Here is a 24,526-nt window from a genome sequence, read left to right as displayed (position 1 = left end):
TCAGCTCAGCGGCTGCGCCTTTTCGACAATCCGTGCGAAAAACGACGCCCCGATGGGCGCGATCTCGTCGTTGAAATTGTATTTCGGATGGTGCAGCCCGGCGCCCTCACCCTGCCCCAGAAACAGGTAGGCGCCGGGGCGTGATTGCAGCATGTAGGAAAAATCCTCGGCCCCCATTTCGCGCCCGGTATTGTCGACCACCCGTTCAACACCCGAAATGTCGCGCGCGACGTCTGCGGCGAAACCGGCCTTTTCAGCGTCATTGATCGTAGCGGGATAGTTCTTTTCATAATCCAACCGCGCCTCAACCCCATACGAGGTCGCCTGCCCCTGCACGATCTGCTCCATCCGCTCGATCACCATCTTCTGCACATTCGGGTCAAATGCCCGAACGGTGCCGTTGATGTAGGCTGTGTCCGGGATCACGTTGTTTACCGTCCCGGTGTGGATTTGCGTGACCGAGACCACAAGATCATCCAGCGCGTAGTGATTTCGGCTGACTATGGTCTGGATCGCCTGCGCGATACCGCACGCAGCCATCACAGGATCGCGGGTTTCATGGGGCATGGCACCATGCCCGCCAACGCCTTGAATATGCACCTCGAACGTGTCCACGGCGGCCATGATTGGCCCCGGCGTCGTGTAGAACGATCCCTCGGCAAAACCCGGCGCGTTGTGCAGCGCATAGACCTGAGAGATATCGAACCGGTCCATAATCCCTTCTTCGACCATCACGCCCGCGCCGCCACCTTCTTCTTCGGCGGGCTGAAAGATCAGCGCTACGCGTCCCCGGAAGTTCCGTGTCTCGGCCAGATATCGCGCTGCGCCCAGCAGCATGGTCGTATGCCCGTCATGACCACAGGCATGCATTTTTCCGGGGTTCTTTGAGGTATACTCCACCTCCGTCTCCTCGGGGATAGGTAGCGCGTCCATGTCGGCGCGCAGACCAATGGTTGGCCCTTCCCCCTGCCCGTTGATGATTGCCACTATGCCGGTCTTGGCAATGCCTTCATGCAGTTCGTCCACTCCGAACTCTCGCAGCCGGTCCGCCACAAAGGCCGCGGTTTCATGGCATTCGAACTGCAACTCGGGGATCGTGTGCAAGTGCTGACGCCATGCGGTCATGTCGGCGGCGAAATCGGCAATTCGGTTGACGACGGGCATCTGGGGTGGACTCCTGATCCTGACTGCGGGATGGATGCATCTGACACCGGAACGAAAGGGTTCGCAATGGCCGAAAATCCTCTGATCCATGACAGCGATGCGGGTATCGAGCGCCTGCTGGAAATCATGCGCCGCCTGCGTGACCCGGAATCGGGCTGCCCGTGGGACATCGAACAGGATTTCGCCACCATCGCCCCTTACACGATCGAAGAGGCCTATGAGGTCGCCGACGCCATCGAGCGCGAGGCTTATGATGAGCTGCAAGGAGAGTTGGGTGACCTGCTGTTCCAATCCGTCTTCCATGCGCAAATGGCGCAGGAGGCCGGGCATTTCACCTTTCAGGACGTGGTACGCACCATGTCGGACAAGATGGTCGACCGTCACCCGCATGTGTTCGGCGACGAATCCCGCGATAAATCCGCCGAACAACAGACGGTGGATTGGGAAACCATCAAGGCGGCTGAACGTGTTGGCAAGGAACAAAAAGGCGCGTTGGACGGTGTCGCCGCCAACCTGCCCGCCCTGTTGCGCGCCCACAAGCTGCAGAAACGCGCCGCCCGCGTGGGATTCGATTGGCCCGATGCCAGCCACGTGCTGGCCAAGATCACCGAAGAGGCCGCCGAGCTGGAAGAGGCCCGCGACAGCAAGGACGCGAACGCGCTCGAGGACGAATTTGGCGATCTGCTGTTTGTGATGGTCAACCTTGGTCGCCATCTGGGTATCGAGCCCGAGGCGGCGCTACGTCGCACCAACGCCAAGTTCACCCGCCGCTTTGAACAGGTCGAGGAACGTCTGGCCGCGCGCGGCAAAACCCCGTCTGAAAGCGATTTGCAGGAAATGGACGCGCTTTGGGACGAGGTCAAAACCGATGAGCATCGCGCCAACGGCAAACTCCCGCCTGTGGATGCTACGACCTCAGCCTGAAACCGCTGGACAAGCGGGGGTACACTTGCGAGTGTCCGCGCTTCAAGACCCCGGAGGCAAAGCATGGCACCGCGCAAGATCATCATTGACACCGACCCAGGACAGGACGACGCCGTCGCCATCCTGCTGGCCCTGGCCAGCCCCGAAGAGATCGATGTTCTGGGCATTACCGCCGTTGCCGGAAACGTACCGCTGGAACTGACATCCAAGAACGCGCGCATTGTTTGCGAACTGGCCGGGCACACACATATCCCTGTCTATGCCGGGTGCGACCGCCCTTTGAACCGCCCTCTGGTCACTGCGGAACACGTGCATGGAAAGACGGGGTTGGACGGCCCCGTGCTGCCCGATCCCGAAATGCCTCTGGCTGAAGGGCATGCGGTGGATTTCATCATCGACACACTGCGCGGGTATGAGCCGGGCACCATAACGTTTTGCGCACTGGGGCCGCTGACCAACATCGCCACCGCATTCCAGAAAGCCCCTGACATCGTCGACCGCGTACAGGAGATCATTCTGATGGGGGGCGCGTATTTTGAGGTCGGAAACATCACCCCGACCGCCGAATTCAACATTTACGTCGATCCCGAAGCAGCTGATATCGTTTTTAAATCCGGCGTTCATATTGTAGTCATGCCGCTGGACGTGACCCATGATGCACTGGTCACGAAACAACGCAATGACGCCTTCCGCGCACTCGATTCCAAAGTTGGTCACGCCGTCGCCGAGATGACGGATTTCTTCGAACGGTTCGACAAAGAGAAATACGGCTCCGAGGGCGCGCCTCTGCACGATCCCTGCGTAACCGCCTATCTGATCCGTCCCGAACTGTTCTCGGGTCGGCACATCAACGTTCAGGTTGAAACCCAATCTGAACTGACCATGGGGATGACCGTCGCCGACTGGTGGTGCGTCACAGACCACCCTCCCAATGCGATGTTCATCGGCGAGGTGGACGCCGACGGGTTCTTTGCCCTGCTCACCGAACGGCTGGCCCGGCTATGAGTGCCGCGCTGAGACTCGCCCGCCCCGAAGATCTGGACCGTCTGATGGGTCTGGTTACGGCCTTTCATGCCGAAGGAGGCATAGTGCAGGACGCCGACCAACGCCGCGATGCATTACTGCCGTTACTGGAAGGTATCCCCCATGGATGCGTCTACCTGATAGGCCCTGGTCGCGCTCCGTTGGGCTATGTCATCCTGACATTCGGATGGTCTGTTGAATTCGGCGGCATGGACGGTTTTATCGACGAAATCTACATCCGTCCCGCCGTGCGCGGCCGCGGCATCGCCACCGAGGTCTTGCTGGACCTGCCGAAAGCTCTTGCCGAAGCAGGATTGACCGCCCTGCATCTTGAGGTCGACCGCAGTCACGAAGCCACGCAAAGGTTATACCTGCGCACCGGCTTCAAGCAGCGCGACCGGTACATGTTGATGAGCAAAAAGCTCTGATTGCGAACTTGTTCACGGGCGCTATCGCCCGCACCCCCCTAAAGGAAAACCTTACCGCGCTTCACCGCGGTACATGTAAGTGGGCGAGTCCATATTCCGAACCGGGTCATTGGCGGTTACCGGCTCTCCGGTAATCGGGTAAGTGCCTGGCCCCGCGCAGGCCGCCAGAAATACAGTGCTGATTACTGACGCAACGAGAAGGAATTTTGAACCATTCATGGTATTCTCCTTTTCTGTCCTGTTGTCAGAATACGAGACACCCGCGCGCTACAAATAGGTAAAAGTTCACACATAAGTGAATTTATGTAGGTGAAAATTGTCTCACTGGCATTTTCCCCAACGATTTCAGATGAAAACGCCCGGACCTTACTTCAATTTTTTTTCGGCCAATTGGCGCCTTCAAGGCGCAATGGCATCTCGAAAAACAGCAGATGGCCGTGGGCGATCTCTGGTATTTCAGCATACGCGTCCCGCAAGTTGAACCCCATCGAAAGGTACAACCGGGCCGCCGCCTCCAAAGGTTTGCCTGTGTCCATGCGGATAAACTCAAACCCTTGCGTGCGACATGCCTCAATCAGCGATTGCATGATCGCATAACCCGCACCCGTTCCGCGCGCGGTCTCGTTCACAAACACCCGCTTGATTTCGGCTATGCCCGGTTCAAGCGTATGAAACATGCCGCACCCGACAGGCAGATCGTTCTTCAATGCCAGCCGAACACCACCATTCGGTGGACGATGCTCAACTTCGATCGCATCCATCAAACGCTTGTATTTGTCGCGTGAATACAGCAATCGGACAATACTCTGCGACTTTGGATCAAGCGCCAGTAAAAAATCGCGATACTCCCAACACAAACGCCGAACCGCATCAAAGTGGTCCTGCGTTTTGGGTTCAATAATACTCAACAAGGCGAAATCCTCGGATGAAAACCAAGGATCATCTTAGCACCGCGCGAGTCAGTTTCGAAAGATCGGGCATCCACGGCCTTCCGTGGCCGCGCAACACGGTCTGGTCAGCCGGGCCGTGACATTACAGATGTTTGCTACCGCGAACCGTGCCTCAATTCTCGCAAAACGCGGAATCCTGAAACTGTTGAGCCAACATCTTCTTTGCCGCTCCCCCGCACGGCCACGCGCGCGTAGTCCATCGCAGTGAAATATCCGCCGCCGCGTGTGACTCTGAATTCGCACCCAGGCAGAAGTGCTTTTTCGAGATACAGGCTGGAACTTTGCCAGCTTTCGTAAGTCTCGGTCCAGCAGGACAGCGTCCGCTCAATGACATTACCTGACATGTGTCGCAACCCCCAGCCATTGGCTGCATCCAACTCGTCCACCGGAACCGGCTTGCCGCGCGTAACGAGGTTTGGGCGTTTTTCGTCCAGCATGATCTCTGTCGCGCTGCCCAGAAAGTTAACCTGATCGGTCGTGACTTCCTCGCCTTGCGCAAAGGGAGTCTGGGTTCCGGCGCGGGCGGCATATTCCCACTCGGCTTCGGTCGGCAAACGATAGACATCGGAACCGATTTTGCTGTTGAGCCAGCCCGTGTAGGAAACGGCATCCAGAAATGACACGTCCGTTACAGGATGGTTACCCACAATTTTTTCACGCGGCCCACGTGGCATCAGAATGTAATCCTGAGGCACGTGACCGCCGCAACCACCATCATTGACGCAGGCCATCCACTGATCATAGGTCACTTCATTCCGGCCCATCGCGACTGGTATGTCGATTTTGACTGGGTGCAAAGGACCTTCATGAATGGCGATGTAAGGATCATCAGGGGTAACCGGGCGGATATTGCCCAGTTCATAATGGACATTAAGCCGCGATTCTCCCGGTGGCCCGCCCATGATGAACTCACCAAGCGGCAGGACAATCATCTCGGGGCAGACATTACATTCCTGAAAAACGTCCAACGGAGCTACGACAGTGCCGTCCCCCAACCTGTACTCCGCCCTCGCGGACGTCATCAGGACTTGGAGCAAGCCGAAGAGGATAAAGTGTTTAGTGAACAACTGGAAATGTCCTTGGCGCCTAAATCTATTCGCAACTTAAGCGGGTATTCCACCTAAGGGAATCAGGGAACGGTCACGGACCCAAAAAAAGACCGGCCCTTTTGACAGGGGCCGGTCCAAAACAATCGACGCGACAATGATTAACGCTTCAGGATCGACGCGCCTGCATATTCTGCAACTTCGCCCAGCGATTCCTCGATGCGGATCAGTTGGTTATACTTGGCCAACCGGTCCGACCGTGCCAGCGAGCCGGTTTTAATTTGACCGCAATTGGTCGCCACGGCCAGATCGGCAATGGTGGCGTCCTCGGTCTCGCCCGAGCGGTGCGACATGACGTTGGTATAGCGCGCGCGATGCGCCATATCGACGGCGCGCAGGGTCTCGGTCAGCGAGCCAATCTGGTTCACCTTGACCAGCATCGAGTTGGCGCAGCCGCGTTCGATGCCTTCGGCCAGACGCTCGGGGTTGGTCACGAACAGGTCATCGCCCACCAGTTGCACTTCTTTGCCGATGGCGTCGGTCAGGGCTTTCCAACCGTCCCAGTCATCTTCGGACATCCCGTCTTCGATCGAGATGATCGGGTAATCGTTGACCAGCGCCGCCAGATAGGCAGCATTCTCCTCGGACGTCAGGGTCTTGCCCTCGCCCGCCAGAACGTATTTGCCATCTTTGAAGTATTCGGTCGCCGCACAATCGAGCGCCAGATGGATTTCCTCACCCGGCTTGTAGCCTGCCTTTTCAATGGATTTCAGGATGAAATCCAGCGCTTGGCGGGTCGAGGCAATGTTCGGGGCAAAACCGCCCTCATCGCCGACACCGGTGGCCAGACCTGCCGCCGACAGTTCTTTTTTCAGCGTGTGGAACACTTCCGAACCCATGCGCACGGCTTCGCGGATATTCGCGGCCGAGGTCGGCATGATCATGAATTCCTGAATGTCGATCGGGTTGTCAGCGTGCTCGCCGCCGTTGATGATGTTCATCATCGGCACCGGAAGAACACGAGCCGAAGTGCCGCCCACGTAGCGGAACAGCGGCTGCGTGGTGAAATCCGCCGCCGCTTTCGCAGTTGCCAGCGACACACCCAGAATGGCGTTCGCGCCCAGACGGCCCTTGTTCTCGGTTCCGTCAAGTTCGATCATGGCCTCGTCGATGGCCACCTGCTCGGTCGCGTCAAAGCCAACCAGTTCTTCGGCGATTTCACCGTTCACGGCTGCTACCGCTTCAAGCACGCCCTTGCCCATATAGCGCGACTTGTCACCGTCGCGCTTTTCCACCGCCTCATATGCACCGGTCGACGCACCCGAAGGAACAGCGGCACGGCCCATTGTGCCGTCTTCCAGAATCACGTCGACTTCGACCGTCGGGTTGCCCCGGCTGTCCAGAATTTCACGTGCGTGGATGTCTATGATGGTGCTCATGAGGCCCGTCCCTGTGGCTGCAATCAGTTGCATGCGTCATAACACCACCGGGCAAAAAGTAAACCGGTACCGTTATCGCTAACACGTCTATTATCTGGCCTTTAGGGCTAACAGGTTCCTGTTTGCGCCAACGTGCGACGATCCGTCAGGCCGGGGCTGCCATGGCCCGGGCCAGCCTGTGCTCACGGACGAACGTGTACATGCCCGACCCGATAATCAACGTGGCCCCGGCCAACGTCATCGCATCCGGCCGTTCGCCGAACATCAGCATTCCCGCCATGATCGAGAAAACCAGTCGGGTGTAACGGAATGGGGTCAGCGCCGACGCCTCTCCGATCCGCATGGCCGTAACGATGCCGTAATATCCCAGAACGCCAAAACCGATGGCCCCCAGATAAGGGCCAACCTGCACCGATTGCAACGAAACGACGGGTTGCGCCGTGAATACCATCAGCACTGCACCAGCAATTGCCACAGCAATATAAGCCTGCATTGCAATAACGGATGAGGCCACCCGGACGTCCAGCCGGCGGGTGATCAGATCGCGCGCGGCAATGGCGATCACGGTCGCAACGACAAACAGAGACTCGGGTTGGAACCCTTCCAGTCCGGGGCGAATGATCATCAGAACTCCGATAAAGCCGATGCCAATCGCGCTCCAGCGCCGCCAGCCAACATGTTCCCCCAGAAACAGCGCCGCCCCCATGGTCACAGCCAATGGCATCGCCTGAAAGACAGCGGCCACTGTGGACAGCTCAACCAGTGACAAAGCGGTAACAAAGGTCAGCGCCCCGACCGCCTCGGCCGCAGCGCGGGCTAGTGGCAACGGCTGCCACGCCACAGGATCAAGGATACGTTTTCGCGTGGCCACGGACATCAGCGCAAAGACCAGCCCGCAGACCAGACCCAACACGATCATGATCTGTCCGGTCGATACGCTGATCGACAAATGCTTGATGAACATATCCTCAAGCGAGAAGGCCGCCATCGACCCGATGATCAGCAAAATGCCGTTTACGTTGTTCATGCGCGTTTCCGTTGGGATGGGCTGACAAATCTGCGCCCTTGAGTCACCAAAACCGTAACTTTCGCGACGTAGCAAGCGTATTTGCGACAGGTTTGATGAATTGCCGTTAGGCGACCAATCGCATTTCGTGATGGATCAGTCCTGTTTCAGCGGAACGCCGTAGAGTTCCAAGCGGTGGCCTTTCAGCCGATATCCCAGCTTGGCCGCGATCTTTTCCTGCAACGCCTCGATTTCAGGGTCGACAAATTCGATCACTTCACCCGACTGCATATCGATCAGGTGGTCGTGATGATCCCGCTCGGCATCTTCGTAGCGCGCACGCCCGTCCCCGAATTCCAGACGTTCGAGAATCCCTGCTTCTTCGAACAGCTTTACGGTGCGATAGACGGTGGCGATGGAAATACCCGAATCCACCTCTGATGCGCGGGCGTACAGCTCCTCGACATCCGGATGATCTTCGCTTTGCTGCAACACCTGCGCAATTGTGCGGCGCTGACCCGTCATGCGCAGGCCTTTGGCTTCGCAACGGGCGATGATCGTATCGGACATGAGTGACCCTCAGAGTAGTTCGGGTTTCTGTCTTAATACGTCTGCGCGGCTGGCGCCACTGCGGAATTGCGTCTCAGGCCACGCGCCGCAGGTCCGCCCAGATCGGCAGATGGTCCGACGCAATATGCGCAGGGCGCGTGTCATGCACTCCGTGAAGGATCGCCTCCAGCCCGTCGCCCAGCGCGATCCGGTCCAGCGCGCCCAGCGGCTGCGCGGCGGGAAAACTGGGAACAGGAGGCAGAAACCGCATGTCAGGGGCCAAATGGTCCAGCACTGGTTGGCGCGACCATTCGTTGAAATCTCCGGCCCAGACGGTTGGCATCTGGTCCAGACCCTCGTCACAGCGGCGTAGTTGGGTGATTTGCTGACGTCGGGAGGCGGACAGCAAGCCCAGATGCATCCCCATGACCCGCAGCGGCCCGATTTGGGTATCAAACTCCACCCGAACTGCTCCCCGAGGCTCCAGCCCCGGCAAGTCGTGATGCCCGGTCTTTCGCACGTTTATCGCGTCACCCCGCCAGATCACCGCATTGCCATGCCAGCCAAGACTGCCCGCACCTCCAAGATCGACAATTTGCCACCCGGCCTCATCCAGCATGAAATGCGGCAGGGCGGCAGGTCGCGGAGGCAGGCGCTTGTCGGCCTCTTGCAGCACCACGATATCGGCCTGCATGCTCTCGATGACCTGCAGGATACGCTGCGGTTGACGCCGGAAATCCAGGCCAACGCATTTCTGGATGTTGTAGCTGGCGATGCGCAGCGAAGAATTAGGTTGCATTGTCCCCCAACGAAATGGTTGCGGACCAGAGTGCCATTCTCTCAGCCGGGTGCAACCCCCCTGCTCTTCGAGACGGGCACAGATTCTGCGCTTTTTGCTTTACAGGACGATCGCGCCCTAAAAATGCTCGAAAAACGGGCGGACCGTGCCTGTGGTTTGGTTCCCCTTGATCTGGGACACTGGAACGCTCTATCCCGGCAGAGTGGCACGTTCCGGCTGTGCCACGACGGCGATTGCCAAGCGCGCCGGTTTATTTTCGGAGTGGAAATGGTTTCAAGCGAAGCGCAGTCAAGCAACGGGACATGGGCAAGCATTACTCTTGTTGCCGGGGGCATGATGTGGGGCCTGTACTGGATCCCCGTGCGGTTCTTCTTTGATCTGGGACTGACAGGTCCCTGGCCCGGCATCGCGATGTATACCTCAGCCTTGCTTGTGCTTGTTCCGCTGATCTGGCGAGACCGACAGACGCTGGCGCTGCAATGGCGGGATCTGGTGTTCAGCGGAATGTTCACCGGCGCAGCATTCAGCCTGTACTCGATCAGCCTGGTGTACACGGACGTCGTTCGCTCGATCCTTTTGTTCTACCTGACGCCGATCTGGGGAACGCTTCTAGGAGTTCTGTTTCTGGGTGAACGTCTCAGCCTTGGGCGTATGGCGGCGCTAGTCTGCGGCCTCGGGGGCTTGTTCGTTGTTCTAGGGGACGCAAATTTCGTGCCTCTGCCGCAGAACATCGGCGACTGGTTGGCCCTGGCTTCAGGCATATGCTGGGCACTTGGGACGCTTGGTCTATACCGGGCAGCGGATATCTCGGTGTCAGGGCAGGTATTCGCCTTTGTCATGGGCGCGATGTTCCTTTCGCTGGTGGGCCTGGCATTTCTTCCGGGCCCCGTACTGCCGTCTGTCGCCCAAAGCGATTATCTTTGGGTTCTGCAATTCGTGCTGCTGTCCGCCCTGTATGTCCTGCCAATGATTTACATGACCATCTGGCCCGCAACCAAACTGTCCCCCGCCCGCGTCGGGCTGTTGTTGATGAGCGAGGTTGTTGTCGGGATAGCTTCGGCCGCCGCCCTGGCAGGCGAGCCGTTCGGCCTGCGAGAGTTGCTGGGCGCCCTTCTGATCGTCAGTGCCGCCGTCCTGGAAATTGTTCGATCATAGCGATTTCAAACCAAGCCTCCGCCCTTGATCCGCCTGACGGCGGCCTCCCTTGTGCTTGACGCAGGTGTTGGCCATTCCCCTGCGAATGGCTAATTGTGGAGGTGTTTGTTGCCATATCAGGACATTACGAAATGACGACGCCGAAGCCGGATCGTAAAAAGCAACTGGAGAGCCGGTCCCTTATCGTGGCCATGGTGGGCAACCTCTTCATGGGGGCGGCGGGTATCCTTGCCGGGATTTTGTCGAACTCAAACGCGATCATGATGGACGGTCTGTACTCCATGATCGGATTTGGCTCGGCCTATCTTGGTCGCCGGATCAGTTTTCGCATCGATGCCGGTCCTGATAAGCGGCGCCCCTTTGGATATGCGGCGGATGAGGCAATCTTTTCCACCTTCCGGTCGCTTTCACTGCTGGGGCTGGTTCTGTTCGCGATTACAAATGCGACCAAGAATATCTACAGCTATTTCAATGGCATGGTGCCCGAACCATTGGTTTTTGCGCCCATGTTCGTATACTTCGCCGCGATCGGCCTGACCTGTATATTCCTCTGGGCGTTCCACTACTTCACCTGGCGGCAAACGGGCAAAAGCAGTTCGATTCTGCGTCTTGAATCCAAAGCGGCATTGTTCGACGGTTTGTTCACCGCCGCGGCGGGTGTGGGGCTTGGCGCGATCTATCTGTTCCGGGACGGCCCGCTTGCAGCCATCGCACCGGTGGGCGACTCGATCATCGTTCTATTCCTGTGCCTGCTGGCCATCGGAACCTATGTACGTGAATTCCAGGGAGGACTGGGAGAACTGGCAAATGTCAGCGCCCGCCCCGAGCTGCTTGCAACGGCCCGTCGTGCCCTTCGTGCCGCGATTGCCGATGACGGAGGCGCATTGCGGGACATGTCGGTGACCAAACAAGGCCGGACCGTGCTGGTGACCATCTACTACGACCCCCAGCGGCCAATCCTTGCCAAAGAGGTGGACTCGCTGAACCTGCGCATGATCCGCGACGCCCGTAAAGCTATCGACGGTGCGGATGTCTACCTGATGATCACCGAATATCCGCGGCGCTGGCCGGATGCGATCAATCCCTATAAGGAAAGCGCCTGACGACCGAGTTTGGGCTGATGTTTTACTTCAAGTCCCACAGAACGTCGCGTGGACCACTTCGCTCTCGGACGGCGGGCGCATCAAATCAGCCGCCTCTGACTGATCCTCGTACGGCTGTGACAGAACCGAATTCAACCGGTGAAACGGCCCGTAATCTCCCTGAACCGCCGCCTGAATCATCTGCTCGACCCGGTGATTGCGCGGGATGAAGGCCGGGTTCGCCGCTGCCATCACAGCTTCCGGGTTTTTTTCACGCTCCAGACGCACGCGCCAACCATCGGACCAATGATCAAAGGTCTTCGGGTCGGTGAACTGATCCCGCGCCGCATCACCGCCCAGCGCGCGGAAGGTATTGGTGAAATCGGCCTGGTTATGCGCCATCCGGGTCAGCAGGTCCGAGATCATCTCAAGATCACCCTCATCACCGGTCGCAAGTCCAATCTTGGCCCGGAAGCGTGTCAGCCAGTTCTGCTGCAACATCTCCGGCATGGCGTGAACGATTTCAGTGGCCTCTTCAACTGCGGCTTCCTTGTCCTCCACATGCTGGATCAGTGCTGTCGCCAGTTGGGCCACATTCCACACCGCTATGTCCGGCTGGTTGGAATAGGCATAGCGCCCCATCCGGTCGATGGAACTGTAGACCGTGTTTGGATGATAAGTGTCCATAAACGCGCAAGGACCGTAATCAATGGTCTCGCCCGCTATCGAGCAGTTGTCTGTGTTCATCACCCCATGGATGAAACCAACGCTCATCCATGCGGCGATGAGCTGCGATTGCGTTTCGACCACAGCACGCAGCAGCCCCATTGGGCCATCCACCCCGGGGTAATGACGGTTGATGGCGTAATCTGTCAGGCGGCGCAAACTGTCGAGCTGCCCACGAGCGGCAAAAACCTGAAAGGTACCGACACGCAGATGGCTTTCGGCCACACGGGTCAGGATCGCGCCGGGCATTGGCCTTTCGCGCAGCACAATCTCTCCGGTCTCGACCGCTGCCAGTGCGCGCGTGGTACGTATGCCCAGCGCGTGCATCGCCTCGGACACAACATATTCGCGCAACACAGGCCCCAACCAGGCGCGCCCGTCCCCTTGTCGCGAAAACGGTGTCGGCCCGGACCCCTTCAACTGGATGTCCCGCCGAACTCCATCGGTTCCGACCGTCTCCCCCAGCAATACGGCACGTCCATCCCCAAGCTGAGGGTTGTAACTGCCGAACTGATGCCCGGAATAGAGCTGCGCGATGGGCTCGGCCCCGTCAGGCAGAGCGTTCCCGGCGAAAGCCTCGGCCATCTCTTGCACATCGCCCGAAGTGACCCGCAGGATCTGCGCCAGATCGGCATTGAACGCGATCAGCTGCGGTGCACGGACGGGCACAGGTGCCTGCCGCGCGAAAAAGCTGTTCGGAAGGCGGGCGTAACTGTTGTCAAACGGGATCGTCAGGGTCATGCGGCAAACATATTTCTAAAACGCACGAATACCATAGCGGATCGCGCATTCCCGTGCATATATCGACGCAACGACACGAGGACCCAATGACCGCGCAAGAGATCATCGACCACCTAAAGCTGCAACAACACCCTGAGGGCGGCTGGTTCAAGGAAACTTGGCGCGCCGACAACCCCGGTCGGGCCACCGGCACCTGCATCTATTTTCTGCTTCAAGCAGGTGAAACCAGCCATTGGCATCGCGTCGACGCAACCGAAATCTGGCTGTATCACGCCGGAGCGCCGCTTGTTCTGTCACTCAGCGAAACAGATCATGGCCCTGCCTCGGATCACCTGCTGACCCCGGATCTTTCACAGGGTGCCCCGCAAGTGATCGTACCCAAAGATTATTGGCAAGCGGCCCGGTCGACCGGCGATTTCACTCTGGTCAGTTGCACAGTCTCTCCCGGATTCGAATTCGAGGGGTTCGAACTGGCCGCGCCGGGTTTCGAGATTCCGCGTGGGTGAAGCAGCTACAACTGAACTGAGATCGACAGCCCCTGCTTGGCAAGTTATGGTATCGAGCGAGGAAATCGAATGGATCACCGCAACCTCATAGCGTCGATCCCGCCTGAGGAAAAAGACAGCCTCCAGCAGCGGTCTGACACTGCCGGGCTGCGACATCTCGCGCTGTACCTTTCGGCGCTTGGAGTGATCAGCACCTGTATTTCAATGCAAGTGACGCTGTGGCCCTTACTTATACTGCCACAGGGCGTTCTTTTGGCTTTCCTCTTCACGCTCAGCCATGAATGTACCCACAAAACGCCGTTTCGCACCGCATGGCTGAATGACGCTGTAGGGCATCTGGTCGCGATCCCGATCGCTCTGCCCTTTGTCTGGTTTCGGTATTTTCACCTGGCTCACCACAAATGGACCAACCACCCGGAAAAAGACCCGGAGCTGGGCGGCAAACCCAGACCAGACAATTGGCGCAGCTTGCTGATTTACCTGAGCGGTTTCCCATACTGGAAAAGCATGGCAATCGTTTTGATCCAGAACACCTTTGGCAGGATCGATGCGCCCTACCTGCCTGCCCGCCAACACCGCGCTATGCGGATCGAGGCGCGCGCCTTGCTGTTCCTCTACGCACTAGCCGCGCTCAGCCTGCTCTACTCGCCGAACCTGTTTTGGCTGTGGCTGCTACCGGTGCTGGTCGGCCAACCGTTCCTGCGCCTGTATCTTCTGGCAGAGCACGGCCTCTGTCCGCCCGTTGCTAACATGCTTGAGAATTCCCGAACCACTTTCACCAACCAAATCGTCCGGTTTCTGGCATGGAACATGCCCTATCACGCCGAGCACCACGCCTTTCCAAACGTGCCTTTCCACCAACTGCCAGGTCTGCACCGCTGGACTCGGGCGCACCTGAAATCAACCTCGGATAGTTATTCAGAGTTTACAGGGGACTATGTACACTCTTTAAAGCAATGAGCGCGCCTTGAGCGAGCTTACGACCCCGCATTTTATACGAGGTGTTTCCAAATGGCAGGTGGCGCGGTCAGCCGGCACATACACGCTGGTCGGTTTCGCCACTGCACCAAAGCTTGGATTTGCAGCAAATGCAGCAAATAGAGGGTTTGCTGCGACCAGACCTATTGGGGGATGTCCGGTTGGAGCCCAAACTTCCGCATACTGCGGCATGGGTAAATGGCAGCTTTGTTTCGTTGGAAGAGCTGCGCCACGATAGGTCCAATGCAAATGCATTCGATGCCAACGTATACCTGCTTTGAACGGGAAGGGTTGTATCCCGTCGCTGTCAGTCAGACTATACGAAAGCGTTCGCTTACTCCGATGCAATTGTCCAATTAAACGATTTGACGTGTTTAACCAGCGCCTGAACAGGGGGCTGGTCTTCGCGACCAGCGGGGATCGTCAAATAAACCGATCTGAGTAGTTTCTTGTCCTGCAAAATTACTGATTTCAGGCCAGCTGAATTGGCAGAACTTTGTGGCATGATCGAGACACCGTGATCCTGCGCAAGCAATGACTTTATCCAATCTTCCCGCTCACTGCTGGCCACGACATTCAGGCTCACATCGTTCTTGTCTATCATCGAAAGGATCATATCGCGAAATTCGCATCGCAACCTGTCAATATAGGGATATTCGGCGATCATCTTCAGAGGAATCGACTCGCGTTGAGCCAACCGGTTTTGTGACCCGCAGGACATCACCATAAGCTCCTGAAACAATTCATGGGTGCGCACTCGTGGAACGGCTTCGACGGGGCTGCCAAGGATCGCGACATCGACCTTGCCATTCAATAGCGCCTCTTGAATCGTTGCCGCGGTAAAATCCAGCAACTCAATCGACAGGGTCGGGTTGTCTTGCTGAAACTGCGCCAGACAACGACCGACTTTACCAGGATCTATGGTGCACATGATCGCGATACGGATACACGCGGATTCGGTCTTCGCAATCCGTGATGCAAGCTGTGCAGCGCGATTTGCCGCGTCCTCCACCTCCTGAAGAGAAGTGCGCATGCGTTCACCCAGGCGAGTCAAGTGCGTCAAACGCCCTTCTCTCCGGATCAAAGATCCGCCAAATTCCGTTTCAAGCTGCTGGATTGCTTTGCTCAGTGCAGGCTGCGAGATCTTCAATTCTCTCGCAGCCTGAGAAAAATTGAGTGTACGTGCGACGGTGAGAAAATATCGAATGCGACGAAGTTCCATAGGGTCTTGTACCTCAAGGGGGTGGCGGGTCGGTTATACAAATCATAACCAAAATATATAACTTGGGGCGCTAGATTTGAGGTCAGCCATAAGGAGACCTCTCGATGAAGCTAACACATTACGCCGCTGCCACAGGAATTGTCGCATTTGTTTTGGCGGGTGCAGTTCTAGCTCAATCCTCAGCAGAAACTATTGCCGAAGCAGTCTTTAATGACGACGGGTCAGTCAATGTTCCCACCGATTATCGTCGCTGGGTTTTCATCGGCTCGCCACTGACCCCCAATGCCCTGAATGACGGCGAGGCGCCTTTTCCAGAGTTTCACAATGTCTATGTCGAACCTTCGGCCTTTGACCACTTTGCCAAAACCGGTGAATGGGCGAATGGTACGCAGATTGCCAAGGAATTGGTGATGATCCGCGAAGGCGACAATTGCACCGAAGAAGATGGCGCTTGTTTCGAAGTGTCTGGCAACGGGTATTTTCAGGGTGAATTCGTCGGTCTTGAACTGACGGTCAAAGACACGGAACGGTTCAGCAGCGAACCGGGCGGTTGGGTTTACTACAGTTTTGGGCACGAAGGCGAACCCTATGCTGAAACAGCTCAGGCCTTCCCGGCAGAATCCTGCAACGCCTGCCATGAAACCAATGCAGATACCGATTTCGTATTTACCCAGTTCTACCCGGTGCTTCGTGCCGTTCAGGGAAATTGAGACGTGAAACGTCTATTGGGTTGCCTCGCTCTGATTGGCCCAATTGGAGCGCTTCCCGGGTCGGCACAGGAGTTTTCTGTGCCGACCCAAGGGGTTGTTGGATCAAATGGCAACATACACATGCCCAGGGGCGAGTTTCGTACCAGTTGGCCAATGCTGGGTAGCTGGACCATTCTGGATGAAGGCGAAGCCACCGGACAGCACGTTGTTTATACGCAGCCGGGTGTGATTGAACATTATCTGGAACACGGGTCGTTCCCCGACGGTGCGGTTCTGATCAAGGAACTGTTAGAGAGCAAAACTGACGAGTACACCACTGGTACCGCAGCCTATGCGACCGAAGTTACTGGCTGGTTTGTCATGGTGAAAGACGAGCACGACCGGTTTGATGGAAATGACCTCTGGGGCGATGGCTGGGGTTGGGGTTACTTCGATGTGGAAGATCGTGAAACAACCACGACCGAAGACTACAAAATCGAATGCAAGACTTGCCATGTGCCCGCCCGGGAAACGGACTGGATTTATACCGAAGCTTACCCAGTGCTGAGCGCGGAGAAGTCGCGCCAATCTGATTGAGCAACCTGCGCCCCACTCACCTTGAGGTAACAAAGCGGGGATTGGTTTGACCCGATCCAATTCCCGCTGCCGACGGGATGAGCAAGCTGTGCCCGTATCAACTTCGCGGATTTCAAATGTATCTGAGCGGCCAATCGGAGTATCCGAATGAAGTGTTTTTCAAACCCGCAACGCCCGCCGAAATTGGCGGCACAGGCATCGTTGGACTATACTGCTCAGCTCGATTCAGCGATTGCCAGTCTGCATGACGAAGGACGTTACCGGACCTTCATTGATATCGAACGCCGCAACGGGCACTTTCCGCATGCGGTTCGGACCCGTCCAGATGGATCGCAACAGAATATCACCGTCTGGTGCGGCAACGATTATCTGGGCATGGGGCAGCACCCCGTCGTGCTGGAAGCCATGCACGACGCCGTCGACGCGGCTGGCGCAGGGTCGGGCGGCACCCGCAATATCTCGGGCACCACGGTCTATCACAAGCGCCTCGAGGCGGAACTGGCCGATCTGCATGGCAAGGAGGCGGCGCTGCTGTTCACTAGCGCCTATATCGCCAATGATGCGACGCTGAGCACTTTGCCTAGACTGTTCCCCGGCCTGATCAATTATTCCGACGCGCTGAACCACGCCTCGATGATCGAAGGTGTGCGCCGCAATGGTGGTGCCAAGCGTATCTTCCGCCACAACGATGTGGCCCATCTGCGTGAGCTGCTTGAGGCGGACGATCCCGCCGCGCCCAAGCTGATCGCCTTTGAATCGGTCTATTCGATGGACGGTGATTTCGGCCCCATTGAAGAGATTTGCGATCTGGCCGATGAATTCGGCGCGCTGACCTATATCGACGAGGTTCACGCGGTCGGTATGTACGGCCCACGCGGCGGTGGTGTCACCGAACGCGACCGGCTGGCCCAACGCATCGACATCATCAACGGCACACTGGCCAAGGCGTACGGTGTCATGGGCGGTTATATCGCCGCCAGCGCGAAAATGTGTGATGCCGTGCGTTCCTATGCGCCGGGCTTCATCTTCACCACGTCGTTGCCGCCTGCGGTTGCAGCTGGTGCGGCGGCTTCGGTCGCCTATCTCAAGCGCACGCCGGAACTGCGCGAGCAACATCAGACACAGGCTAAAGTCCTCAAGCTGCGGCTGAAGGGGATGGGCTTGCCGCTGATCGACCATGGCAGCCATATCGTTCCGGTCATCGTCGGCAACCCAGTGCACACCCAAAAGCTCAGCGATATGCTGCTGGACGATCATGGTATCTATGTCCAGCCGATCAATTTCCCGACCGTCCCGCGCGGCACCGAGCGGCTGCGGTTCACACCGTCGCCCGTACATGGTTCATCAGAATTTGATCGCCTTGTGACTGGATTAGACGCTCTTTGGGCCCAATGTGAATTGAACCGTGAACAGCGGGCCGGATGACACGTCGCTGTCCAGTCCGCATGCCACGCCACTTGCAGGAGCAATAGACAATGTCTGACGTAACCAGTGTGGTCCTGAACATCCTGGAATTCTTATCCTATGCCTTTATCTTTGCCATTGGCATCGCGGTATTGTGGGTCGTGGTGATCTATTTTCGCGACAAGACCCAAACCGAAAGCACGTTGCGGCGCAATTATCCTGTCGTCGCTAGATTTCGATATTTTTTTGAGCATATGGGAGAGTTCTTTCGGCAGTACTTCTTTGCCCAAGACCGTGAAGAAATGCCGTTCAACCGTGCCGAACGATCTTGGGTCTACCGGGCTGCCAAAAACGTGGATTCCACCGTGGCCTTTGGGTCGTCGCGTGATCTGCGGCCAACCGGCACTGTTTATTTCGTCAATTGCCCGTTCCCCACATTGGAGCAGGACGCCGAAGACCCTTCGACTGTAACGGTCGGGCCTTCTGCGCGAAGCCCCTATACGACCGCCTCTGTCTTCAATATTTCAGGCATGAGCTATGGTGCAATCTCGGTTCCGGCTGTGCGTGCCCTGTCCGCAGGAGCAAAAAAGGCCGGTATCTGGATCAACACAGGCGAAGGGGGCTTGTCGCCTTATCACCTGGAAAGCGGAGCAGATATAGTATTTCAGATAGGGACCGGCAAATTCGGTGTTCGCAAACCAGACGGCGGGTTTGACGAGGACAAGCTACGCACAGTAGCGAGGCATGATGCCGTGAAGATGTTTGAAATCAAGTTAAGCCAGGGAGCAAAGCCCGGCAAGGGTGGCATACTTCCCGGTGCGAAGGTCACCGAAGACATTGCTGCCATTCGCGGGCTAGAGGTCGGTCAGGACGCAATTAGCCCCAACCGACACCCTGAGATCAACAATGTGGGCGATCTGTTGGACATGATCGACTACGTGCGCAACGTCACAGGCAAGCCGACCGGCTTCAAGGCCGTGATCGGGGCATACGGATTTTTCGAAAGCCTGTGTGAGGAAATTCTGAAGCGTGGACCAGAAAGCGCTCCGGATTTCATAACCATCGACAGTGCCGATGGCGGGACTGGCGCTGCCCCCATGAGTTTGATTGACAACATGGGCATGCCGTTGCGCGAAAGCCTTCCGCTGACAGTTGATATATTGAAGAAATACGGCTTGCGCGACCGGGTTAAAATCTGCGCCAGCGGTAAGATGATCAATCCGTCCGAAGTGGCCTGGGCATTTTGCGCAGGGGCGGATTTTGTGAACTCGGCGCGGGGTTTCATGTTTGCACTGGGCTGTATTCAGGCGTTGCAGTGCAACAAAAACACCTGTCCGACAGGGATCACAACCCATGATCCCAAGCTGCAATTCGGCCTTGATCCGGCCAGCAAGTCCGAGCGCGTCGCAAGCTATGCCATGAACATGAAAAAAGAGGTTGGCATCATTGCCCATAGTTGCGGCGTCGCCGAACCCCGGTTGCTGAAACGATATCATGCACGCATCGTTCTGGATAACGGGCGTTCGGTTTCTATGGACGATCTGTATCAGGAACCGACACCGGTATCGGCGGCAGAATAATCCTTTCAAAATCAATGGAACAAGGTAGCCGGTGCTGCCTGCGGGCTGGTCGTGTAAGATTGACCCGCACAAATGCAGGAGAACGCATGTCAGATTCACAAATCGGCACATCATCCCACACCAAAGCCTCAGACTTGTTGGTCGCTGCGCTGGAAGCTGAAGGCGTCGAGTATATCTTTGCCGTTCCCGGTGAAGAAAATCTGGATGTTCTCGAGTCTCTCAGAACATCCTCGATCGAACTGGTTTTGACCCGACACGAACAGGGGGCTGCCTTCATGGCAGCCACGTATGGTCGTCTGACCGGAAAAGCAGGTGTCTGTATGGCAACACTTGGACCGGGTGCAACGAATTTTGCCACACCTGCTGCCTATGCGCATCTCGGTGGAATGCCCCTGATCATGATTACGGGGCAAAAGCCAATCAAGAAATCAAAACAGGGTCAGTTCCAGATAATTGATGTGGTGGGACTGTTTGCTCCGATCTGCAAGATGTCCAAGCAGATCGTCCATGGCAATACCATCCCATCGCTGATCCGCGAGGCATTTCGCGTGGCACAGGAAGAACGCCCCGGCGCAGTGCTACTGGAACTGCCCGAGGATATCGCGGCCGAGGACACGGACGAACGCGTTCTGCAACCCCATCTACGCCACTATGCCGTGGCTGGCGACACGGTCCTGAACGAAGCAGCCGAATTGATCCGGTCTGCAAAAATGCCGCTGTTGTTGCTGGGTGCAGGCGCCAACCGTAAACACGCGCGGAGCGCCCTGAGCCAGTTTGTGAAAGAAACGCAGATCCCCTTTTTCAATACACAGATGGGCAAGGGCGTGGTGGATGAGCGTTCCGATCTTTTCCTCGGAACCGCGGCCTTGTCGGACGGGGATTACCTGCATTGCGCCATCGACCGGGCCGATCTGATCATCAACGTTGGACATGACGTGGTCGAAAAGCCACCCTTTTTCATGGAGGAAGGCGGTACCAGAGTTATTCACGTGAACTACAAAGCCGCGCAGGTCGATCAGGTCTATTTCCCGCAAGTCGAAGTTGTGGGAGATCTGACGCAATCCATCGCCAGGCTCGGGCACATACTGGGTGGGCCGTTGGAATTTGACCGCAGCTATTTCCACCGCATCAAAGAGGAAACGGACCTGCACACATCGACAGGTTCTGAGGATGCCAGCTTTCCCGTCATCCCGCAGCGCTTTGTGGCAGATACCCGCAAAGTCATGGGGGATTGCGATATCATCGCGCTGGACAATGGAATCTATAAAATATGGTACGCGCGAAACTACAAAGCCTATCAGCCAAACACGGTGCTTTTAGACAACGCACTTGCAACCATGGGAGCCGGATTACCGTCAGCCATGATGGCGGCAAAGCTTAATCCAGACCGTCGCGTTATGGCGATCTGCGGTGATGGCGGTTTCATGATGAACAGCCAGGAAATTGAGACGGCGGTGCGGCTCGGGCTCAATCTGGTGGTGACTGTGTTGAACGACAGCTCGTATGGCATGATCCGATGGAAACAGTCGCACGCGGGATTTGATGATTGGGGACTGGAGTTCAATAACCCCGATTTTGTTCAGTATGCCAACAGTTACGGTGCAACCGGTCATCGCATCGAGCGTACTGAAGATCTGGTGCCGGTCTTTGAGCGGGCATTCGCAGCGGGTGGAGTTCATCTTGTCGATCTGCCCGTTGACTACCGCGAAAATCAGCGTGTGCTGATTGATGAACTAGCGGCGAAGGCGTGCCTGATATGAGCGAAATCACCCTGGACGTTGTTAACCCCTTCACCCTGAAACGCATTGGCGCGGTCGAACTCTGTTCAGACAGTGAGATCGACGCCATGCTTGGGGCGGCACATGACCTTTACCGCAATCGTGAGAGCTGGTTGCCGGCGTTCAAGAGGATTGAAATCCTCAAGACTACCGCTCAGCTTATGGCCGCGCGGCATGAAGAGCTTGCCCTGCTTATTGCAAGCGAAGGGGGTAAACCACTGGTTGATGCGCGCGTGGAAGTGACACGCGCCATCGACGGAGTTGAATTGTGTGTCCATGAGATCGGTCAGATGGCAGGCAAAGAGATTCCTATGGAACTGACCGTAGCCGGGTCAGGTCGGATAGCATTCACACAACGCGAACCGATTGGGGTTGTGGTAGCAGCAAGCGCTTTCAACCACCCCCTAAACCTGATCGTCCATCAGGTTGCCCCTGCCGTGGCCGCCGGGTGCCCCGTACTTGTAAAACCTGCCCCGGACACCCCCTTGTCCTGCCGGGCGTTCGTCGACATTCTTCGCCAGGCCGGGCTACCCAAAGACTGGTGCCGTTTCGCGGCATCTCACAACGATGTGGCCGAGAAAATGATCACTGACCCGAGGGTCGGGTTTTTCTCATTTATCGGGTCGGCGAAGGTGGGCTGGATGCTGCGGTCCAAGCTTGCCCCTGGAACACGATGCGCCTTGGAGCATGGCGGCGCAGCACCTGTTATTGTTGATGACAGTGCTGATATCGACGCAATGATCCCGTTGCTGACCAAAGGTGGTTTTTATCACTCCGGTCAGGTTTGTGTTTCCGTTCAACGGGTCTTTGCCCCCGCAATTATTGCCGCTGAAGTTGCACAGAAGCTGGCTGATGCTGCCGGTACGCTGATAGTAGGCGATGCTACGGACGCTAATGTGGATTGCGGTCCTCTGATCCGGCCCGCCGAAGTCGATCGGGTCGAACAATGGGTGGATGAAGCTGTTCAGTCGGGTGCGTCAGTGCTTACCGGTGGGAAACGTTTGGGGCAGACAACCTATGCTCCGACTGTTTTGCTTAACCCGCCTCAAGATGCCCGCGTGTCAAAAGCGGAGATTTTTGGCCCGGTCGTCTGCGTCTACGGTTATGACGAAATTGGAGCCGCATATCAGGTTGCAAACAGCCTACCTTATGCGTTTCAAGCATCCGTCTTTACCAAGACGCTCGACGTTGCGATGCAAGCAATTCAACATTTGGACGCAACGGCGGTTATGGTCAATGATCACACCGCATTCAGGGTAGACTGGATGCCCTTCGCCGGGCGTCGCCAGTCGGGCTACAATACCGGTGGTATCGGTTACACCATACATGACATGACTCAGGACAAAATGGCCGTATTCAAGATCTGAGGTAATGGGGTCGGTGTTGTGCCCGGCAAATGTAGCATCTTCCCCTGACAGTTCTTGAGGTTATTCTATGACCAGTCATTGGAGCAACTGCAGCGAAATGTCACTTTGTCCGCAAAGCTGCGATTGACCACAAAACCTTTCAGCCCACGGCGCCCTCCGATACCGTGCTTACAACCCCGCCACCAACCAATGCCTTCACACCCGTCGTTCCCGGGCACGAGGTCGGCAGTCCGCGTGCCACACGCACGGCGAGATAGGCAAAGGCCTGCGCTTCAAGCATGTCCCCGTCCAGCCCCACGGCCTCGACCGGTTCGACCGGGCAGTCCAGTGCGACGCGCAGCATTTCCATCAGCACCGGGTTGTGCCTCCCGCCGCCCGTGACCAGCACGCGAGAAGGCGGTCTGGGGCAATGCTCCATTCCCTGCACCACGCCTGCCGCGCACATGCCCGTCAGAGTGGCCACAGCGTCGGCATCGCTGAGTTCCTGCACCAGCCCGATCATCTCGGCAAAGTCGTTCCGGTCCAATGATTTCGGCGGCATGCGGGTAAAGAACGGTTCGGCCAGAAACAGCTCCAATGCACCGGTTTCAACCGTACCGCCACGCGCGACCGCGCCGTCCCGGTCCATTGGCAGGCCCAGGCGCGCCTGCATCAGGTCATCCACCGGCGCGTTGGCGGGGCCAGTATCGAAAGCGAGTAGAGCACCCGGCGCTTCGGGGCCGTCAAAGCCCGGATCCACATATGTCAGGTTCCCGACCCCGCCGAGGTTCAGGAAACATAACGGTTCTTCGGCGCCGATCCACTTTGCGCAGGCGAAGTGAAAGAACGGCGCCAAAGGCGCGCCCTCGCCCCCCATAGCCACGTCATCGCTGCGAAAGTCCCAGACGACGGGCACGCCCAGCGCCTGTGCAAGACCTTTGCCGTCGCCCACCTGCAATGTACCGCGACCACTTGGTTCGTGCGCAAGAGTCTGACCGTGGAAGCCGATCAGATCGATCTCTTCAAACTCGGATAAAACCTCGGCATGCGCGAATGTGACCAACTCGGCGGCTTTATCCACCGCAGGCCCATGCCATTGCCCCAACGCATTTCGCAACTCGCTGCGCTCGACCGACGTATAGGCACGATACCCGCTTGGGCCGAACCCGAGTATCTTGCGACCGTCGGTTTCAATAACTGCGGCGTCCACACCATCCAGCGACGTGCCGGACATCGCCCCCAAAGCCCTGATCGCCGCATCTTTTCTGTTGGCCCGGCTCACGCTCACCTCATGCGTTTTTGTTATCCCGCACCGGTTGATCGGTGCAGCGTTCTCAAACTGCCCGCTTCCCTGCCGACAAGGCAAGCTGCATCGCGCGACAGGCGTGTTTTTT

At 57.3% G+C, this 24,526-nt stretch carries 24 protein-coding genes; 13 read left to right on the top strand and 11 right to left on the bottom strand.

Annotation, left to right across the window (positions count from 1 at the left end; all coding sequences use genetic code 11):
• On the bottom strand, positions 1-1,164 hold the full coding sequence (locus tag GOX66_RS03355; protein WP_170759588.1) for a M20 aminoacylase family protein: 1,164 nt from the start codon (positions 1,162-1,164) through the stop codon (positions 1-3).
• A 66-nt stretch (positions 1,165-1,230) separates the two neighbouring features.
• Here GOX66_RS03355 and mazG point away from each other — a divergent pair, with 66 nt between their 5' ends.
• The 3 genes from mazG (at position 1,231) to GOX66_RS03340 (ending at position 3,539) form a co-directional block, all read left to right on the top strand.
• A complete protein-coding gene (gene mazG, locus GOX66_RS03350) occupies positions 1,231-2,088 on the top strand; it encodes a nucleoside triphosphate pyrophosphohydrolase (RefSeq protein WP_170759587.1) in 858 nt (285 codons plus the stop codon).
• Between the two features lie 63 nt (positions 2,089-2,151).
• Positions 2,152-3,093, top strand: a complete 942-nt coding sequence (locus GOX66_RS03345) for a nucleoside hydrolase (RefSeq protein WP_170759585.1) — start codon at positions 2,152-2,154, stop codon at positions 3,091-3,093.
• Entirely contained in the window at positions 3,090-3,539 is a 450-nt protein-coding gene (locus tag GOX66_RS03340) for a GNAT family N-acetyltransferase (RefSeq protein ID WP_170759583.1), read from the top strand. Before GOX66_RS03345 ends, GOX66_RS03340 begins: the two co-directional genes overlap by 4 nt.
• A 51-nt stretch (positions 3,540-3,590) precedes the next feature.
• Here the strand turns inward: GOX66_RS03340 and GOX66_RS03335 are convergent, their stop codons facing one another.
• The 7 genes from GOX66_RS03335 to GOX66_RS03305 all read right to left on the bottom strand — a co-directional run bounded on the left by GOX66_RS03335 (position 3,591) and on the right by GOX66_RS03305 (position 9,328).
• Complete coding sequence (locus GOX66_RS03335; protein WP_170759581.1) at positions 3,591-3,758, bottom strand: hypothetical protein; 168 nt, start codon at positions 3,756-3,758, stop codon at positions 3,591-3,593.
• A gap of 152 nt (positions 3,759-3,910) precedes the next feature.
• Entirely contained in the window at positions 3,911-4,447 is a 537-nt protein-coding gene (locus tag GOX66_RS03330; protein WP_237212486.1) for a GNAT family N-acetyltransferase, read from the bottom strand.
• Positions 4,448-4,584: 137 nt separating this feature from the next.
• Entirely contained in the window at positions 4,585-5,484 is a 900-nt protein-coding gene (locus GOX66_RS03325; RefSeq protein ID WP_170759577.1) for a formylglycine-generating enzyme family protein, read from the bottom strand.
• Positions 5,485-5,696: 212 nt separating this feature from the next.
• Complete coding sequence (gene eno, locus GOX66_RS03320; protein WP_170759575.1) at positions 5,697-6,974, bottom strand: phosphopyruvate hydratase; 1,278 nt, start codon at positions 6,972-6,974, stop codon at positions 5,697-5,699.
• A gap of 145 nt (positions 6,975-7,119) precedes the next feature.
• Positions 7,120-8,001 carry a DMT family transporter gene (locus GOX66_RS03315; protein ID WP_170759573.1) on the bottom strand — a complete coding sequence of 294 codons (882 nt, stop codon included), beginning with the start codon at positions 7,999-8,001 and terminating at the stop codon, positions 7,120-7,122.
• 135 nt (positions 8,002-8,136) lie between these two features.
• Complete coding sequence (locus tag GOX66_RS03310; RefSeq protein WP_170759571.1) at positions 8,137-8,550, bottom strand: Fur family transcriptional regulator; 414 nt, start codon at positions 8,548-8,550, stop codon at positions 8,137-8,139.
• A 73-nt stretch (positions 8,551-8,623) separates the two neighbouring features.
• Complete coding sequence (locus tag GOX66_RS03305) at positions 8,624-9,328, bottom strand: endonuclease/exonuclease/phosphatase family protein (RefSeq protein WP_170759569.1); 705 nt, start codon at positions 9,326-9,328, stop codon at positions 8,624-8,626.
• Between the two features lie 267 nt (positions 9,329-9,595).
• On the opposite strand from GOX66_RS03305, the gene GOX66_RS03300 reads away from it, so the two are divergent.
• Both GOX66_RS03300 and GOX66_RS03295 read left to right on the top strand, forming a co-directional pair.
• Positions 9,596-10,483, top strand: a complete 888-nt coding sequence (locus GOX66_RS03300; RefSeq protein ID WP_170759567.1) for a DMT family transporter — start codon at positions 9,596-9,598, stop codon at positions 10,481-10,483.
• 131 nt (positions 10,484-10,614) lie between these two features.
• Complete coding sequence (locus tag GOX66_RS03295) at positions 10,615-11,586, top strand: cation transporter (RefSeq protein ID WP_170759565.1); 972 nt, start codon at positions 10,615-10,617, stop codon at positions 11,584-11,586.
• A 27-nt stretch (positions 11,587-11,613) separates the two neighbouring features.
• On the opposite strand, the gene GOX66_RS03290 is transcribed toward GOX66_RS03295, so the two are convergent.
• Complete coding sequence (locus tag GOX66_RS03290) at positions 11,614-13,032, bottom strand: protein adenylyltransferase SelO (RefSeq protein WP_170759563.1); 1,419 nt, start codon at positions 13,030-13,032, stop codon at positions 11,614-11,616.
• A gap of 86 nt (positions 13,033-13,118) precedes the next feature.
• Here GOX66_RS03290 and GOX66_RS03285 point away from each other — a divergent pair, with 86 nt between their 5' ends.
• Together GOX66_RS03285 and GOX66_RS03280 are read left to right on the top strand one after the other, a co-directional pair.
• A complete protein-coding gene (locus GOX66_RS03285) occupies positions 13,119-13,538 on the top strand; it encodes a cupin domain-containing protein (RefSeq protein WP_170759562.1) in 420 nt (139 codons plus the stop codon).
• Positions 13,539-13,607: 69 nt separating this feature from the next.
• Positions 13,608-14,498, top strand: coding sequence for a fatty acid desaturase (locus GOX66_RS03280; RefSeq protein WP_170759560.1), 891 nt, complete (start codon positions 13,608-13,610; stop codon positions 14,496-14,498).
• A gap of 352 nt (positions 14,499-14,850) precedes the next feature.
• On the opposite strand, the gene GOX66_RS03275 is transcribed toward GOX66_RS03280, so the two are convergent.
• Positions 14,851-15,738, bottom strand: coding sequence for a LysR family transcriptional regulator (locus tag GOX66_RS03275; RefSeq protein WP_170759558.1), 888 nt, complete (start codon positions 15,736-15,738; stop codon positions 14,851-14,853).
• Between the two features lie 104 nt (positions 15,739-15,842).
• On the opposite strand from GOX66_RS03275, the gene GOX66_RS03270 reads away from it, so the two are divergent.
• The 6 genes from GOX66_RS03270 to GOX66_RS03245 all read left to right on the top strand — a co-directional run bounded on the left by GOX66_RS03270 (position 15,843) and on the right by GOX66_RS03245 (position 23,153).
• Positions 15,843-16,448, top strand: a complete 606-nt coding sequence (locus GOX66_RS03270) for a cytochrome P460 family protein (RefSeq protein WP_170759556.1) — start codon at positions 15,843-15,845, stop codon at positions 16,446-16,448.
• Between the two features lie 3 nt (positions 16,449-16,451).
• Positions 16,452-17,024, top strand: a complete 573-nt coding sequence (locus GOX66_RS03265; RefSeq protein WP_336509095.1) for a cytochrome P460 family protein — start codon at positions 16,452-16,454, stop codon at positions 17,022-17,024.
• A 201-nt stretch (positions 17,025-17,225) separates the two neighbouring features.
• Positions 17,226-18,449: a 5-aminolevulinate synthase gene (hemA, locus tag GOX66_RS03260; protein ID WP_170760091.1), complete on the top strand. Its 1,224-nt coding sequence runs from the start codon at positions 17,226-17,228 to the stop codon at positions 18,447-18,449.
• Between the two features lie 50 nt (positions 18,450-18,499).
• The gene (locus GOX66_RS03255) at positions 18,500-20,008 is read left to right on the top strand and encodes an FMN-binding glutamate synthase family protein (RefSeq protein ID WP_170759554.1); all 1,509 of its coding nucleotides are present in this window, start codon (positions 18,500-18,502) and stop codon (positions 20,006-20,008) included.
• Positions 20,009-20,094: 86 nt separating this feature from the next.
• A complete protein-coding gene (locus GOX66_RS03250; protein ID WP_170759552.1) occupies positions 20,095-21,768 on the top strand; it encodes an acetolactate synthase large subunit in 1,674 nt (557 codons plus the stop codon).
• The gene (locus tag GOX66_RS03245) at positions 21,765-23,153 is read left to right on the top strand and encodes an aldehyde dehydrogenase family protein (RefSeq protein WP_170759550.1); all 1,389 of its coding nucleotides are present in this window, start codon (positions 21,765-21,767) and stop codon (positions 23,151-23,153) included. The genes GOX66_RS03250 and GOX66_RS03245 overlap by 4 nt, the downstream gene beginning before the upstream one ends.
• 139 nt (positions 23,154-23,292) lie before the next feature.
• On the opposite strand, the gene GOX66_RS03240 is transcribed toward GOX66_RS03245, so the two are convergent.
• Complete coding sequence (locus GOX66_RS03240) at positions 23,293-24,366, bottom strand: anhydro-N-acetylmuramic acid kinase (RefSeq protein WP_237212497.1); 1,074 nt, start codon at positions 24,364-24,366, stop codon at positions 23,293-23,295.
• Positions 24,367-24,526 lie beyond the last annotated feature (160 nt).

The sequence above is a fragment of the Ruegeria lacuscaerulensis genome (assembly GCF_013031245.1).
GTDB classification, from domain to species: Bacteria; Pseudomonadota; Alphaproteobacteria; order Rhodobacterales; family Rhodobacteraceae; genus Ruegeria; species Ruegeria lacuscaerulensis_C.
Note: the sequence above shows the minus strand (reverse complement) of the source record. Positions and strands in the feature narration are given on the sequence as shown.

Bases quoted from the DNA above. Each gene is read 5' to 3' on its own strand.
- GOX66_RS03280 (WP_170759560.1), top strand. From the start codon at position 13,608: ATGGATCACCGCAACCTCATAGCGTCGATCCCGCCTGAGGAAAAAGAC.
- eno (WP_170759575.1), bottom strand. From the start codon at position 6,974: ATGAGCACCATCATAGACATCCACGCACGTGAAATTCTGGACAGCCGG.
- GOX66_RS03275 (WP_170759558.1), bottom strand. From the start codon at position 15,738: ATGGAACTTCGTCGCATTCGATATTTTCTCACCGTCGCACGTACACTC.
- mazG (WP_170759587.1), top strand. From the start codon at position 1,231: ATGGCCGAAAATCCTCTGATCCATGACAGCGATGCGGGTATCGAGCGC.
- GOX66_RS03240 (WP_237212497.1), bottom strand. From the start codon at position 24,366: ATGTCCGGCACGTCGCTGGATGGTGTGGACGCCGCAGTTATTGAAACC.
- GOX66_RS03345 (WP_170759585.1), top strand. From the start codon at position 2,152: ATGGCACCGCGCAAGATCATCATTGACACCGACCCAGGACAGGACGAC.
- GOX66_RS03315 (WP_170759573.1), bottom strand. From the start codon at position 8,001: ATGAACAACGTAAACGGCATTTTGCTGATCATCGGGTCGATGGCGGCC.
- GOX66_RS03340 (WP_170759583.1), top strand. From the start codon at position 3,090: ATGAGTGCCGCGCTGAGACTCGCCCGCCCCGAAGATCTGGACCGTCTG.
- GOX66_RS03305 (WP_170759569.1), bottom strand. From the start codon at position 9,328: ATGCAACCTAATTCTTCGCTGCGCATCGCCAGCTACAACATCCAGAAA.
- GOX66_RS03245 (WP_170759550.1), top strand. From the start codon at position 21,765: ATGAGCGAAATCACCCTGGACGTTGTTAACCCCTTCACCCTGAAACGC.
- GOX66_RS03250 (WP_170759552.1), top strand. From the start codon at position 20,095: ATGTCAGATTCACAAATCGGCACATCATCCCACACCAAAGCCTCAGAC.
- GOX66_RS03300 (WP_170759567.1), top strand. From the start codon at position 9,596: ATGGTTTCAAGCGAAGCGCAGTCAAGCAACGGGACATGGGCAAGCATT.
- GOX66_RS03310 (WP_170759571.1), bottom strand. From the start codon at position 8,550: ATGTCCGATACGATCATCGCCCGTTGCGAAGCCAAAGGCCTGCGCATG.
- GOX66_RS03255 (WP_170759554.1), top strand. From the start codon at position 18,500: ATGTCTGACGTAACCAGTGTGGTCCTGAACATCCTGGAATTCTTATCC.
- GOX66_RS03270 (WP_170759556.1), top strand. From the start codon at position 15,843: ATGAAGCTAACACATTACGCCGCTGCCACAGGAATTGTCGCATTTGTT.
- GOX66_RS03285 (WP_170759562.1), top strand. From the start codon at position 13,119: ATGACCGCGCAAGAGATCATCGACCACCTAAAGCTGCAACAACACCCT.
- GOX66_RS03295 (WP_170759565.1), top strand. From the start codon at position 10,615: ATGACGACGCCGAAGCCGGATCGTAAAAAGCAACTGGAGAGCCGGTCC.
- GOX66_RS03290 (WP_170759563.1), bottom strand. From the start codon at position 13,032: ATGACCCTGACGATCCCGTTTGACAACAGTTACGCCCGCCTTCCGAAC.
- GOX66_RS03335 (WP_170759581.1), bottom strand. From the start codon at position 3,758: ATGAATGGTTCAAAATTCCTTCTCGTTGCGTCAGTAATCAGCACTGTA.
- GOX66_RS03355 (WP_170759588.1), bottom strand. From the start codon at position 1,164: ATGCCCGTCGTCAACCGAATTGCCGATTTCGCCGCCGACATGACCGCA.